Source organism: Micromonospora sp. WMMD558, assembly GCF_049315255.1.
In the GTDB taxonomy this organism is placed as follows: Bacteria; Actinomycetota; Actinomycetes; order Mycobacteriales; family Micromonosporaceae; genus Micromonospora.
In genome coordinates this window covers 4178904-4193028 of the sequence record NZ_CP186061.1, presented here as the reverse complement: position 1 = coordinate 4193028, position 14125 = coordinate 4178904, and the positions used below count along the sequence as shown (strand labels likewise).

Sequence of the window (14125 nt, the reverse complement as noted above, 5' to 3'; positions counted from 1 at the left end):
CTCTCGGTCGTCAGGGCGGTGCGGTCAGTCGGCGGGGCGGTAGAGGGCCTCGTACCGCCGCGCCGCGTCGTCCCAGGTGAACCGGGCCCGCATGCCCCGGTCGCGCAGCGCCGCCCAGCCGGCGGTGTCGGCGTGCCGGGTGACCGCCGCGCGGACGGCGGCGACCAGGTCGGCCGGCCGGTCCCCGTCGTACGCGATGCCCAGCCCGGACTCGCCGATCGTCTCGGCCATGCCGCCGACCCGGCGCACCACCGGAACCGAGCCGTAGCGCAGGGCGATCAGCGGCGCCAGGCCGCACGGCTCGTAGCGGGACGGCGCGAGGAAGGCGTCCGATCCGGCGTACGCGAGGCGGGCGGCCGCCTCACCGCTGTCCGGGTGGAAGGCGACGCCCGGGTGCCAGCGGGCGGCCCGGACGAACGCCCGCTCGTACCCGGCGCCCGTGCCGACCACGACGAGTTGGATGCCGAGCGCGGCGATCTCGTCGATGCCCTCCAGCAGCGCCTCGACGCCCTTCTGCGGCACCAGCCGGCCGACGAACGCGAACAGCGGCACGTCCGGGTCGACCGGCAGGCCGCTGGCCCGCTGCAACGCCGCCCGGTCCACCGCCTTGCCGGCCAGGTCGTCGACGTCGTAACGGGCCGGGAGGAAGCGGTCCGTCGACGGGTCGAAATGGTGGTAGTCGACCCCGTTGAGGATGCCGTGGTAGTCGCCGCCCCGGGAGCGCAGCAGATGGTGCAGCCCCGAGCCGTGCGCCGGGGTGAGCGTCTCGTCGCGGTAGCGCGGGCTGACGGTGGTGACCGCGTCGGCGTACCGGATGCCCTGGGCCAGCAGGTTGCCGGTGCCGTAGCCGGTCAGACCCAGCTCGGTGGCCTTGTCGTACGGGAAGAGTCCCTGGTAGGCGAGGTTGTGGATGGTCAGCACCGAGCGGGGCGCGGCGGGTCGCCGGCGCAGCTCGGCGGGGACGTGGCCGACGTGCCAGTCGTTGCAGTGCACCGCGTCCGGCCGGTGGCCGGGGTGGGTGGCCAGTTCGGCGACCGCGCGGGAGAAGAGCACGAACGAGGCCAGGTGGCGCTCCACGTACCCCTCGGGCCGTTCCCAGTCCGGGTGCGTGTCGGAGCCGAGCGTGAGGTACCGGACCCCGTCGTGGTCGCCCAGGTCGGTGACGTGGAAGCGGGCTCGGACCCGGCCGGCCGCCACCGGCACCGTCCCGACCGGACGGCCGGCGGGCAGGCCGGCGTACCCGGGGAGGACCAGGTCGACCCGGTGCCCGCGCGCGGCGAGCGCCTTCGGCAGCGCCTGGGCGACGTCACCGAGCCCGCCGACCTTGACCAGCGGAGCCACCTCCGACGTGGCGAAGAGAACCCGCAGCGGGGTGCTCACCGGCGTACCCCCGGAACGGTCGACGCCGGGTGGAGCCCGCGCCCGGGCGCAGACCCCGGTGGGCCCGCCGGCGCGGGCGGGGCGGCTCGGAGCAGGACGGCGGCCGTCCCGGCCACGTCCAGGCGGACGCCGCCGGGGACCGGCGCGACGCGCAGCGCGGCGACGGCGGGCGCGGTCCACGTGGCGCCCGCGGCCGTCAGGCCCTCCTCCGCGCCGACCGCCACGCTCGCGGCGCCGGCGGCCGTCGCCGCGCGGACGCCCCCGGAGGAGTCCTCGACCACGAGGCAGTCGGCCGGGTCCAGGCCCAGCCGTTCGGCGCCGAGCCGGTAGCAGTCCGGGGCGGGCTTGCCCCGGGGCGTCTCCCCCCAGGTCACCGTCGCGGTGAACGCGCCGGCCAGGCCGAGCTCGCGGACCACCCGCCGGGCCCGCCGGTCGGACGCCCCGGTCACCAGCGCCATCGGCAGGCCCGCGTCGCGCAGCGCGCCGACCAGCGCCACCGCACCGGGTACGGCGACGAAGTCCAGCGCCGGCTCGGCCTCACGCACCTGGCGCAGCACGTCCTGCCGGTCGGCCTCGGGCAGGTCCCCGAAGAGCGTCGCGACGGTGTGCTCGGGCGCGCAGCCGAGCACGTCACGCCGGATCGCCGCCGGGTCGGGCCAGCGCCCGTACCCGGCGGCGATCCGGCGCCACAGCCCCACGACGGCCCGGCTCGAGTCGATGAGGACTCCGTCCAGGTCCCACAGGACACCGGCGAACTCGCGCATGCTCACCCGGCCCCGCCCGCGACGGCGGGCAGGATGACGAGCACGTCGCCGTCGTTGGTGCGGGTGTCGAGCAGCCCGCTCTCGCGGACGTCGACGTCGTTGACGTACAGGTTGACGAACCGGCGCAGCCGACCGTCGTCGGTGACCAGCCGGGAGTGCAGGCCCGGGTGCCGGGCGGCCAGGTCGGACAGGACGTCGGCGAGGGTCGCGCCGTCCGCGGTGACCTGTCTGTCGCCGCTCGTGAACTGCCGGAAGACCGTCGGGACGGTCACGTGCACGGCCACGGATGCTCCTCTCAGGTGGTGGGGATCTCGTCGCCGGGCATCGCGCCGGCGAGGTACGACAGCCGGCCGGCCGCTACGGCGTGCCGCATGGCGGCGGCCATGGTCAGCGGCTCCTTCGCCTGGACCAGGGCGGTGTTGACCAGCACCGCCGCCGCGCCCGACTCCATCGCGAGGGTGACGTGCCGGGCACTGCCCAGGCCGCCCTCGACCACCACCGGGATGCCGACCTCGTCGATGATCCGGCGGATCGGCGCCGGGTCGGGCACGCCCCGGCCGGAGGCGACCGGCGCGGCCATCACCCGCAGCGCCGAGCAGCCGAGCGACTCCAGTGCGCGGGCGGTGTCCAGGTCGGGCAGGATGAACGGCAGCACCTCGTAGCCGGCCTCGCGCAGCCGGCCGGTGGTCTGGACGGTCGCCCGGTTGTCGGGCAGGTTGGTGCCGTCGCGCACGTCGAGCTTGAACACCTCGATGCCGTACGAGTCGTGCAGGATCTCGACGGTCCGCCACGCGCTGTCGGCGGACCGGGCGAAGGACGTGGTGCCGACCCACAGGTAGCGGTCCAGCGGCAGTTCGTCGTCCAGGTCGGACAGCAGGAGGCTGGACCGGCGGTTGTCCGGGTCGACGGTGGTGATGAAGATCTGCGACCCGGTCACCTCCAGCACCTGCCGGACCACGGTGGGCTCGGTGTACTGCTCGATGCCGACGAGGAGCCGGGAGGTGAGTTCGCGGCCGCCCAGCACCAGCCACGGCTCCGTCAGATCCCGCTCCGGCAACGTCTCCACGGACAAGGGGACACCTTTCTGTCGCGGCCACCGGCGGGGTGACCGGTCGGGGGCGGCGGTACGCGGCCGGCGGACGCCGGCCGCGTCGGTCCCGCGCGCTCTCGGGGAAGGGGTGGGCTCAGCCCTTGACCGGGCTGGACTGGTACGACAGGACCCGCCAGTCACCGTCGGCACGGACGGAGACGAACGTGATCCGGCTGGACCGTTCGGGGGCGACCTCGTCCTCACCGACCAGCAGGAAGCCGCCCTCGGCCACCATGAAGGCGCAGTCGGCGTGCAGCAGCTTGATCTCGACCGGCTCGAAGCGCAGCCGCGAGCCCTTGTACGGGCCGGCGAACGCCTCGGCGAGCCAGGACCGGATCTCCTCCCGGCCCTTCAACTGCTCGTCGCCCATCAGCATGCTGCCGTTGTCGGTGAACATGGCGGCGACGGCGTCGGCGTCGCCCGCGTCCCAGTTGGCACGGACCCGCAGCGGGGCCGTCAGCGAGTGGCCCTCCTCGCCGTTGCTGTAGGCGCCGTAGTTGGTGGCCCACTGCTTGGCCTGGGTGACCAGCGACGCTGCCTTGGTGGTCATGTCTGCTCCTCGCGGGATGCACCGGCGCGGGGCGCCGGGTCGGTGGACACGGGGTGTGGGTCAGCCGGCGGTCAACGCCGCCTCGACCGGGGCGGGGACACCCCGGAGCAGGTCGGCGGCCTTCTCGCCGATGGCGATGGTCGCGGCGTTCGGGTTGCCGCTGACCAGGCGCGGCATCACCGAGGCGTCGGCGACGCGGAGCCCGTCGACGCCGAGCACGCGCAGCTCCGCGTCGACGACCGCGCCCATGGCGCAGGTGCCGGCCGGGTGGTAGATCGAGTGCGCGTACCGGCGGACGTAGTCGCGCAGGTCGGCGTCGGACTCCGAGGCCGGCGGCCGGTACGGCCGCTCGGTGTACGGCGAGAGCGCCGGCTGCCGGGCGATGTCGAGCCCGATGCGCAGCGCCGCCACCGCGTCGTCCAGATCGGACTCCTCGGCGAAGTAGTTGTGGATGATCTTGGGTTTCGCCGTCGGGTCGTCCAGGGCCAGCAGCACACTGCCCCGGCTGCGCGGGGCGAGCATCGACGGGCCGTACGACAGGGCGTGGTCGGTGGGCGTGCCCAGCCCGTTGTCGGCGAACATGACCGGCGCGGCGAGGAACTCCACGTCCGGCGCGGGCAGGCCGTCGCGGGTACGGACGAACCCGCCCGCCTCCGGCCCGTTCGAGGTGAGCGGCCCCCGGCCCTCGGTCATGAACTGCTCCAGGTGCTCCGGCGTGCCGGCGGCGAGCAGGCTGACCGGGTGCGAGTGGGCGTAGATCAGCGGCACCAGGACGTGATCCTGGAGGTTCTGCCCGACCTGCGGCTGGTCCAGCACGACGGGCAGGCCCAGCGCGGTCAGCAGCGCCGCCGGCCCGATGCCGGAGAGCATCAGCAGCTGCGGCGAGTTGTACGCCCCGGCGGAGAGCACCACCTCGCGCTCGGCACGGATCTCGACGTCCTCGCCGAGCCGCTGGCCGACCACGCCGACCGCGCGGCCGTTCTCGACGAGCACCCGGTGCACCTGGAGGTTCGTCTCGACGGTGAGGTTGGGCCGGTCGGCGGCCGGGTGCAGGAAGGCGGTGGCGGTGCTGCACCGCCGGCCGTCCCGCTGGGTGAGCTGGAACAGGCCGAAGCCGTCCTGCTCGGCGCCGTTGAAGTCGTCGTTGGCGCCGAAGCCGGCCTCCTGCGCCGCCGCCACGAAGGCCGCGGACATCGGGTTGCGGGCCCGGCCCTCGGAGACGGCGAGCGGCCCGCCGACCCCGTGGTACGCCGACTCGCCCCGCTCGTTGTCCTCGGAGCGCTTGAAGTACGGCAGCAGCTCGTCGTAGCGCCACCCGGGCTGGTCCCAGCCGTCGAAGTCGGAGCGGTGACCACGGATGTAGATCATCGTGTTGATCGAGCTGGTGCCGCCGAGCACCCGGCCGCGGGGCAGGTAGATCCGGCGGCGGTTCAGGTGCGGCTCGTCGTGCGTGTCGTAGTCCCAGTCCAGCTGGGTGCGGAACAGCCGGCCGAACGCCACCGGGACGTGCACGTTCTGCGCCGTGTCCGCCGGGCCGGCCTCGATCAGGCAGACCCGGACGTCGGGATCCTCGCTCAGTCGCGCAGCCAGCACGCAGCCCGCCGAACCGGCGCCCACGATCACGTAGTCGTACATCCACCCCTCCTCGTCGCCGGGCCGCCAGGCGGGCCGCCGGCGCGGCGTGCTGCGGGAGCCGGCCGCCGGTGCCACCGGCGGCCGGCCCGATGTCAGATGTAGAGGCTGTTGGGCTCCAGGCCGCAGAGCACCCGGCCGTAGAGCTCGTAGTTGGTGTGCGGGGTCATCAGGGCGTGCAGGTTGACCGTCTGCACGTCGCGGGCGATCCGCTGGATCGGCACCGAGCTGTAGATCGAGGAGCCGCCGCTGGCCATCGCCAGCACGTCCACCGCGGCCCGGCCGAGCTGGCAGACCGCGCCGACGTCGGCCCGGGAGCGGGCCCGCTCCTCCACCGTCCACGGCTGCCCGGAGCGGCCCTTCTCGTCGACCAGCGCGGTGACCCGGTGGGCGTGGAACTCGGCCTGGTCGGTCCGGAGCGTGGCCTCGGCCACCTGGAGGTGGGTCACCGGCGCGTCGGCCTGGCTGTCGTAACTGGTGTACGTGATCTTCCGGCCGGGCAGCCGCTCCAGGAACGCCTCGCGGGCGGCCCGGGCCAGGCCGAGCACCGTGCCGACCGACGAGGCGGCGGCGACGCCGAGCAGCGGCGCCCGCCACACCGGCGAGTCGGCGTTGCGCGCGGACGCGTACTGCCCCTGCAGGACCGCCGGCAACGGCAGCACCCGCTCGGCGGGTACGAAGACGTCCCGCGCCACGGTGGTGACGCTGCCCGAGCCGCGCATCCCGGCGGTGTGCCAGTCGTCGACGATCTCCAGGTCGGTCATCGGCACGAGCATCATCACCGGCATCGGCGTGCCGTCCGGCGCCGCGCCCATCGCGATGATCTCCTGCCACTGGCTGTGCCAGGCGCCGCTGATGAAACCCCACTGCCCGTTGAGCAGCACCCCGCCCGGGCGGGGCTCGGCGTTGCCGGTCGGGCTGAGCGTGCCGCAGACACGGACGTCGGGCGTGGTGAAGACCTCGTCCTGGACCTCGTCCGGGAACATCCCCACCATCCAGCCGGGGATCCACCACACCGAGGCGGTCCAGGCGGCGGAGCCGTCGCCGCGGGCCAGGTGGGCGGCCACGTCGCAGAGGGTGCGGGTGTCCGACTCGTACCCCCCGTAGCGGCGGGGGACCCGCATGCGGAACACGCCCGCGTCGCCCATCGCCTCGACGACCTCGTCGTGCAGGCGGCGGTTCTCCTCGGACCAGCCCGCGTGCTTCTGCAACAGGGGCACCAGCTCGGCCGCGCGGCGCACCAGCTCCGGGCCGGGCACTGTCTGGGTGACGTCCACCCTGACCTCCTCGCAAGTCGTCGTGTTCGGCGGTTCCGCCCACCCCGGGGCACGGTGCGTGCCGGGTCGCGGGGTGTGCCACGGGTCGGCGACCCGGTACGGCGTGGTCCCCGGCACGGGCGGCGGAACGGACCCGGTCGGCCGGTCCTGACGTGCCCCGGGTGCCCTTGGCATCGTCTGCGGCGCACGCGGAGCCCCGCATCTTTCGAAGTGCGGTGTTGCCGGTGCCGTCGGCCGGCCCAGGAGGGCGACCACCGCCCGGTAGCGCAATCACAAAGATGCGTTGAGTGACGGGCCCCGGCCACGATTCAGGGAGCGATCACCACCGGTACCCGGCGTGGTCCCGGCCGCCGGCCGGCCCCCGCCGCACCCGAGGGAAGGGAACACCCCATGTCCACGACCACGCAGGCCACCCGGCCCGACCTCGACGCCTACTACGGCCCCTTCACCAGCGAGAAGGAGAAGGAGGTGCTGGGCGTTCCGCTGCGCCTGGTCGGCGCCTGGAGCCGCAACGACGCCGCCGGTGTGGCCGACACGTTCACCGACGACGGCATCCTCATCCTCCCCGGCGACGTGTTCAAGAAGGGTCGCGACGAGATCTTCTCGTTCATGGCCGCCGCCTACGCCGGCCCGTTCAAGGGCACCGGCGTGACCGGCAACCCGGTCGACGTGCGCTTCGTCAACGACGACGTCGCCCTGCTGCGCACCCACGGCGGCATCCTCGCCCCGGGCGAGACCGAGATCGCGCCCGAGCTGGCCGTCCGCTCCACCTGGGTCTGCGTCAGGCGCGACGGCGAGTGGAAGCTCGCCGGCTACCAGAACAGCCCCCGTGGCGCCGGCGCCACGCTGCGCTGGTGACTCCCGCCCGACATCCCGCGAGGAGCGCATCATGACCACCACAGCGACGACGCGGTGGGGCGACGCGACGCAGATCCTCGGCGCCGCCGGCGTCACCGAGGATCCCGCCTACGTCCGCGACTTCCCCAGCGCCGAGGAACGGGCGATCCTGGCCGTCCCGCAGCTCATCCAGGCGGCGTGGAAGGCCAACGACGCCGACCTCTTCGCCGACATCTTCGCCGAGAACGGCAGCCTGCTGATGGGCGACGAGCAGCTGACCAGCCGCGAGGAGATCCGCGCGTACATGGCCAAGGGGTTCGGCGGCCCCTACCGGGGCGCGTACGTCAAGGGTTACCCGGTCGCCCTGCGGATGCTGCACCCGGACGCCGCGATGGTGGTCACCGGCGGCGGCATCATCCTGGCCGGCGAGAGCGGCATCGCGCCCGACCGCCACATCCGCGCCACCTGGATCATCGTCCGCCGCGAGGGCGAGCGCCCGCAGTTGCTGTCCCACCAGAGCAGCCCCGTCACCGGCTGACCGGCGGGGCCGGCCCGTCCCGGGCCGGCCCCGCCCGCCGTCCACCCACCCACGATCGAGGAGTCTTCCGATGTCGACCGAGTCCGTGGAGCGGCCCTCACCGGCCCGGATGTACGACTACTTCCTGCACGGCACGAACAACTACCCGGTGGACCGGGTGGCGGCGGAGGCGGTGATCGGCCGGGTCGGTCAGACGCTGACCCGGGACGTGGTCTGGGAGAACCGCCGCTTCCTCGGTCGTGTCGTGCGGTACCTGGCGGCCGAGTGCGGGATCCGGCAGTTCATCGACGTGGGCGCCGGGCTGCCGAGCCAGGAGAACACGCACCAGGTGGCGCAGCGGGCGGTGACCGCCCCGCGGGTCATCTACGTCGACAACGACCCCGCGGTGGCCGAACACGGCACGCGGCTGCTCACCGAGCAGGAACGGGCCAACACCGCCATCCTGACCGCCGACCTGCGCGACCCCGCCGCGATCCTCGACCACCCGGACACGAAGGCGCTGATCGACTTCTCGGAGCCGGTCGCCGTGCTGTTCGTCGCGGTCTTCCACTTCGTCCGCGACAGCGAGGACCCGGCGTCGATCCTCCGCGCGTTCCGGGACCGGATGGCGCCCGGCTCGTACCTGGCGCTGTCCCACCTCGCGGTGGAGGGCTCGCCGGCCGAGGAACGCGCGCTGATGGAGGAGAGCTACCGCAACGCCACCGCGCCGATGGTCTACCGGTCGACCGCGGCCATCCGCGGGCTGTTCGACGGCTTCGTCCTCGTGCCGCCGGGCCTGGTGCCGACCGGCCGGTGGCGGCCCGACGAGCCGGACGCCCCGTCGACCGAGCGGATGTACGCCGGCGTGGGACGCAAGCCCTGACGCCACCCGCAGACCATCCGGCCCCGCACACCCGAGGAGAGACATGCGCGTCGTCTTCGCCCTGTGGCCGAACCCGGCCCACCTGTACCCGCTGGTCCCGCTCGCCTGGGCGATGCAGAGCGCCGGGCACGAGGTCCGCGTCGCCTCCCATCCGATACTGGCCGACAGCACGAAGGCCGTCGGGCTGACCCCGGTCGCGGTCGGCGACCCGCAGCTCATGCCGATGGGTCCCGGCCGGCCGCAGCCGCGCAGCGTCAAGGAGCGGCTCGACCGGATCACCGCCGCGCTGGACCTCTCGCCGGCCGACAAGGACGTCTGGGACGTCTTCTACCAGTTCATGCTCCCGTCCATGTGGGACTTCCACCCGGTCGGCTCGACCGCCGCCGACCCGCACCCGGTCCTCGACGACCTGGTGGAGTTCACCCGCGCGTGGCAGCCCGACCTGGTGCTGTGGGACCCGTGCTTCCCGGCCGGGGCGGTGGCGGCGCGGGCCGCCGGCGCGGCGCACGCCCGGCTGCTGTGGGGCCTGGACTACTTCGCGTCCACGATGGACCGTTTCGCCGAACGGGCCGCGCGCCCGGGCCCCGGCCCGGAGGCCAACCCGCTGGTCGAGACGATGCGCCCGGGTGCCGAGCGGCACGGCCTGGACGTCGACGACGAGCTGCTGCTGGGCCAGTGGACGGTCGACCCCACGCCGGCCGGCGTACGGCTGCCGACCAGCGTCCGGACGGTGCCGGTGCGGTGGGTGCCCTTCGCGGCGCAGGAGGCGCTGCCGCACTGGCTGCACCGGCGCCCCGAACGGCCCCGGGTCGCGCTGTCCCTGGGCCTGTCGCAGCGGATGTACTTCAAGGGCGGCTGGGACCACGTTCCCGGGTTGCTCCGGATGGTCGCCGACCTCGACGTCGAGGTGGTCGCCACGCTGAACGCCGACCAGCTGGCCGGGATCCCCGAGCTGCCGGAGAACGTCCGGGCGCTGGACTACCTGCCCCTCACCCAGCTGCTGCCGTCCTGCGCCGCCCTCGTGCACCACGGGGGCATGGGCACGTTCGCCAGCGCGGCCGCGCTGCGGGTGCCACAACTGATCACCGACTCGGACGACGACAACGGCATGATCACGATCGAGGCCGACGGCCTGGAGTGGTCGATGGCGACCAAGCACATCGAGTCGTCGGTGACCGCCCGGTGCGTGGCGCAGCGGGGCGCCGGCCTGGTCCTGGACATCAAGAACCTGTCCGTGGAGGCGATGCAGAAACAGCTGGTCCGGGTGCTGGACGAGCCGTCGTTCCGGGAGGGCGCGGACTCGCTGTACGAGGACCTGCTCGCCACGCCGAGCCCGACCGAGATCGTGCCCGTGCTGGAGAAGCTGACCCGGCGGCACCGGGCCTGACCCCGCCGGCCCGGCGGCACCGGGCCTGACCCCGGCCCGACCCTCCCCCGGCGGCGCCCCGCGCGTGCGACGCCGCCGGGGCGACCCGTCGCGCCCTGAGCGCCCTGTCGCGCGCGGGCCGATCCGCGCCCGTCCCGCCGCCGGCGGACCAGCCCGCCCCGACCACCCGGAGAACCGATGATCAACGTCTTCCAGCCGACGCTGGGCGCGGCGGAGCTCGACGCCGTGCGCGACGTGTTCGACAGCAACTGGCTGGGGCACGGGCCGCGCACCCGGCAGTTCGAGCGGGAGTTCGCCGAGCACGCCGGGTTGGCGCCGGAGCGGACCATCTTCATCACCTCGGCCACCGCCGGTCTCTTCCTCGCCGTGGAACTGCTGGGCCTCGGGCCGGGCGACGACGTGGTGCTGCCGTCGATCAGCTTCGTCGGGGCGGCCAACGCGATCGCGGCCGCCGGCGCCCGGCCGGTCTTCTGCGATGTCGCCCCGCACACCCTCAACCCGACCGTCACCGACGTGGAGCGGGCGCTCACCCCCGCCACCAAGGCGGTGATCGTGCTGCACTACGGCGGCGTGCCGGGCGAGGTGGCGGCGATCGCCGAGCTGTGCCGGCAGCGCCGGCTGGCACTGGTGGAGGACGCGGCGTGCGCCGTCGCGTCCACCGTCGACGGCCGCGCCTGCGGCAGCTTCGGCGACATCGCCATGTGGAGCTTCGACGCGATGAAGATCCTCGTCACCGGCGACGGCGGGATGCTGCACGTGCGGGACGACGAGCTGGCCCGGCGGGCGCACCGGCTGGCGTACCACGGCCTCGAACACGCCAGCGGCTTCTCCGCCGCCGGCAAGGGCGTGCCGCACCGCTGGTGGGAGCTCACGGTCCGGGAGTACGGCCGCCGGGTCGTCGGCAACGACCTGACCGCCGCGATCGGCCTGGTCCAGCTGCACCGGCTGCCGGATTTCGTGGCCCGCCGGCGGGAGATCGCCGGGACGTACGACCGGCTGCTGGCCGACGCCGAGGGGGTCCGGCTCCCACCGCCGGTGCCCGACGGCCAGGTCAGCTCGCACTACTTCCACTGGGTCCAGCTCGACCCGGCGATCCGCGACCAGGTGGCGGCGGACCTGCTGGACCTCGGGATCTACACCACCTTCCGGTACGCGCCGCTGCACCGGGTGCCCGCGTACGGCGACGGCGGGCACCTGCCCGGCGCCGACGAGGCGGCGCGGACCACTCTCCTCCTACCGATGCACCAGGGGTTGACCGATGCAGACGTACGAACGGTGGCGGACAGCCTGCGCAAGTCCGTCGACCAGCGACAGGCCGCGGCCGGTGGCTGACCGGACGGCCGGGCGCTCCCGAGGGCGGGCCAGGTGAAGGCCCTGGTGCTCGCCGGCGGCTCCGGCACCCGGCTGCGCCCGCTGACCTACTCGATGCCCAAGCAGCTCGTGCCGGTGGGCAACCGGCCGGTGCTGGAGCACGTGCTGGACGCGGTCCGCGCCGCCGGCGTGACCGACGTCGGGGTGGTGGTGGGCGGCTGGGCCGAGCAGATCGCCGACGCCCTCGGCGACGGCTCCCGGCTGGGCGTACGGCTGACGTACCTGCGCCAGGACCAGCCGCGTGGCCTGGCCGACTGCGTCCGGGTGGGCCGCCGGTTCCTCGGTGACGACGACTTCCTCATGTACCTCGGCGACGTCATGCTGCCCGACGGCGTGGCCCGGTACGCCGACGAGTTCCGCGCCCGCCGGCCGGCCGCGCACGTGCTCGTGCACAAAGTGGCCGACCCGCGCGCCTTCGGCGTCGTCGAACTGGGCCCGGACGGGGCCGTACGGCGGCTGGTGGAGAAGCCCCGGCACCCGCGCAGCGACCTCGCCCTCGTCGGGGTCTACTTCTTCACCTCGGCGGTGCACGCCGCGGTCGACGCGATCACCCCGAGCGGCCGGGGCGAGCTGGAGATCACCGACGCCGTGCAGTGGCTGGTCGGTGCCGGCGCGGACGTCCGCGCCAGCGAGTACCACGGCTACTGGCGGGACACCGGCCGGGTGGAGGACCTGCTGGCCTGCAACCGGCACCTGCTCGACGGCCTGGCCCGCGAGGTGGCCGGTCAGGTGGACGCCGCCAGTGAGCTGACCGGACCGGTGGTGGTGGCGCCCGGCGCCCGGGTGGTCGCCTCCCGCGTGGAGGGGCCGGTGGTGATCGGCGCGGACACCGTCGTCCAGGGCTGCCGCATCGGGCCGCACACCGCGATCGGCCGCGGCTGCCGGCTCACCGACGCCGAGGTGACCGACTCGATCGTCCTGGAGGGCGCCTCCATCACCGCCGTCCGGGGCCTGCAGGGCTCGTTGATCGGCCGGTCCGCCACGGTCCGTCCCGGCCCGACGACCGGCAGCCGGCTGGTCGTCGGCGACCACACCCGGGTCGAGATCGCCGCATGACCGGCGCCGGCCACCCGGCCGCCCGCCGCCGGGCCGAATCCGCAAGGGAGATGCGATGAGCGACGAACAGAAGGCGTTGCTGCTGGACAGCGTCCGCAAGTACCACCAGGAGATCCAGGAGGAGCGGCCCTTCGTTCCCGGCGTGACGGAGATCTGGCCGTCCGGCGCGGTGCTGGGGGTCGAGGAACGGGTGGCGCTGGTCGAGGCCGCGCTGGACCTGCGTATCGCGGCCGGGCGCAACGCCCGCAGGTTCGAGTCCGCGTTCGCGCGCAAGCTGCGGGTCCGCAAGGCGCACCTGTGCAACTCCGGGTCGTCGGCGAACCTGCTCGCGGTCTCGGCGCTCACGTCGCCGCAGCTCGGCGACCGGCGGCTGCGGCGCGGGGACGAGGTGATCACCGTCGCCGCCGGGTTCCCCACCACCGTCAACCCGATCCTGCAGAACGGGCTGGTGCCGGTCTTCGTCGACATCGAGCTGGGCACCTACAACGCCACCGTGGAGCGGGTCGCCGCGGCGATCGGCCCGAAGACCCGGGCGATCATCCTCGCGCACGCGGTCGGCAACCCGTTCCCGGTCGCCGAGATGGCCGAGCTGGCCAAGGAGCACCGCCTGTTCCTCGTCGAGGACAACTGCGACGCGGTCGGGTCGTTCTACGACGGCCGGCCCACCGGCAGCTTCGGTGACCTGGCGACGGCGAGCTTCTACCCCGCCCACCACATGACGATGGGTGAGGGCGGCTGCGTGGTGACCTCCAACCTGGTGCTCGCGCGGGTGGTGGAGTCGCTGCGGGACTGGGGACGCGACTGCTGGTGCGCGCCCGGCGAGAGCAACACCTGCATGAAGCGCTTCGAGCACCGGATGGGCTCGCTGCCTGACGGCTACGACCACAAGTACATCTACTCGCACGTCGGGTACAACCTGAAGACCACCGACCTCCAGGCCGCCCTTGGGCTCGCCCAGCTGGCCCGGGTCGACGAGTTCTGCGCGTCGCGCCGGCACAACTGGCGGCGGCTGCGCGACGGCCTCGACGGCGTGCCGCACCTGCTGCTGCCGGAGGCCACGCCGCGCAGCGACCCGAGCTGGTACGGCTTCGTCATCACCGTCGTCCCGGGAGCGCCGTTCACCGTTCCGGAGCTGGTGGACTTCCTGGAGGAGCGGAAGATCGGCACGCGGCGGCTGTTCGCCGGCAACCTGACCCGCCACCCCGCGTACGCCGGCCAGCCCTACCGGGTGGTGGGCGAGCTGACCAACAGCGACATCGTCACCAGCCAGACCTTCCACGTCGGCGTCTACCCCGGCCTCACCGACGAGATGATCGACTACGTCGTCTCGTCGATCCGGGAGTTCGTCAAGACCTACGGGTGACCGGCCGGCCCGTCGGGG

General features: G+C 74.0%; 14 protein-coding genes. 7 read left to right on the top strand and 7 right to left on the bottom strand.

Features of this window, described 5'->3' with window-relative positions; genetic code table 11:
• Window positions 1–24: 24 nt before the first annotated feature.
• The 7 genes from ACN26Y_RS20000 to ACN26Y_RS19970 form a co-directional block, all read right to left on the bottom strand.
• Window positions 25–1380: a glycogen synthase gene (locus ACN26Y_RS20000; protein WP_422733257.1), complete on the bottom strand. Its 1356-nt coding sequence runs from the start codon at window positions 1378–1380 to the stop codon at window positions 25–27.
• Complete coding sequence (locus ACN26Y_RS19995) at window positions 1377–2144, bottom strand: HAD family hydrolase (RefSeq protein ID WP_422734954.1); 768 nt, start codon at window positions 2142–2144, stop codon at window positions 1377–1379. The genes ACN26Y_RS20000 and ACN26Y_RS19995 overlap by 4 nt, the downstream gene beginning before the upstream one ends.
• A 2-nt stretch (window positions 2145–2146) precedes the next feature.
• Window positions 2147–2428 (bottom strand): MoaD/ThiS family protein, encoded by a 282-nt coding sequence (locus ACN26Y_RS19990; RefSeq protein WP_155331749.1) that lies wholly within the window; start codon window positions 2426–2428, stop codon window positions 2147–2149.
• An 11-nt stretch (window positions 2429–2439) separates the two neighbouring features.
• Window positions 2440–3210: a HisA/HisF-related TIM barrel protein gene (locus ACN26Y_RS19985; RefSeq protein ID WP_230689081.1), complete on the bottom strand. Its 771-nt coding sequence runs from the start codon at window positions 3208–3210 to the stop codon at window positions 2440–2442.
• 118 nt (window positions 3211–3328) lie between these two features.
• Window positions 3329–3784: an SgcJ/EcaC family oxidoreductase gene (locus tag ACN26Y_RS19980; protein WP_155331747.1), complete on the bottom strand. Its 456-nt coding sequence runs from the start codon at window positions 3782–3784 to the stop codon at window positions 3329–3331.
• Between the two features lie 60 nt (window positions 3785–3844).
• On the bottom strand, window positions 3845–5419 hold the full coding sequence (locus ACN26Y_RS19975; protein ID WP_155331746.1) for a GMC family oxidoreductase: 1575 nt from the start codon (window positions 5417–5419) through the stop codon (window positions 3845–3847).
• Window positions 5420–5511: 92 nt separating this feature from the next.
• Window positions 5512–6693 (bottom strand): acyl-CoA dehydrogenase family protein, encoded by a 1182-nt coding sequence (locus ACN26Y_RS19970; RefSeq protein ID WP_155331745.1) that lies wholly within the window; start codon window positions 6691–6693, stop codon window positions 5512–5514.
• Window positions 6694–7083: 390 nt separating this feature from the next.
• On the opposite strand from ACN26Y_RS19970, the gene ACN26Y_RS19965 reads away from it, so the two are divergent.
• From ACN26Y_RS19965 to rfbH, 7 genes are all read left to right on the top strand, one after another.
• Window positions 7084–7551 carry an SgcJ/EcaC family oxidoreductase gene (locus ACN26Y_RS19965; protein ID WP_155331744.1) on the top strand — a complete coding sequence of 156 codons (468 nt, stop codon included), beginning with the start codon at window positions 7084–7086 and terminating at the stop codon, window positions 7549–7551.
• Window positions 7552–7582: 31 nt separating this feature from the next.
• A complete protein-coding gene (locus ACN26Y_RS19960) occupies window positions 7583–8068 on the top strand; it encodes an SgcJ/EcaC family oxidoreductase (protein ID WP_155331743.1) in 486 nt (161 codons plus the stop codon).
• 70 nt (window positions 8069–8138) lie between these two features.
• On the top strand, window positions 8139–8930 hold the full coding sequence (locus ACN26Y_RS19955) for an SAM-dependent methyltransferase (RefSeq protein WP_155331742.1): 792 nt from the start codon (window positions 8139–8141) through the stop codon (window positions 8928–8930).
• Window positions 8931–8973: 43 nt separating this feature from the next.
• Complete coding sequence (locus ACN26Y_RS19950) at window positions 8974–10317, top strand: nucleotide disphospho-sugar-binding domain-containing protein (protein ID WP_422733256.1); 1344 nt, start codon at window positions 8974–8976, stop codon at window positions 10315–10317.
• Between the two features lie 177 nt (window positions 10318–10494).
• On the top strand, window positions 10495–11649 hold the full coding sequence (locus tag ACN26Y_RS19945; RefSeq protein WP_422733255.1) for a DegT/DnrJ/EryC1/StrS family aminotransferase: 1155 nt from the start codon (window positions 10495–10497) through the stop codon (window positions 11647–11649).
• A gap of 33 nt (window positions 11650–11682) precedes the next feature.
• Window positions 11683–12744 (top strand): glucose-1-phosphate thymidylyltransferase, encoded by a 1062-nt coding sequence (locus tag ACN26Y_RS19940; protein ID WP_155331739.1) that lies wholly within the window; start codon window positions 11683–11685, stop codon window positions 12742–12744.
• A 55-nt stretch (window positions 12745–12799) separates the two neighbouring features.
• Window positions 12800–14107, top strand: coding sequence for a lipopolysaccharide biosynthesis protein RfbH (rfbH, locus tag ACN26Y_RS19935; RefSeq protein ID WP_422733254.1), 1308 nt, complete (start codon window positions 12800–12802; stop codon window positions 14105–14107).
• The last annotated feature ends 18 nt before the right edge of the window (window positions 14108–14125 follow it).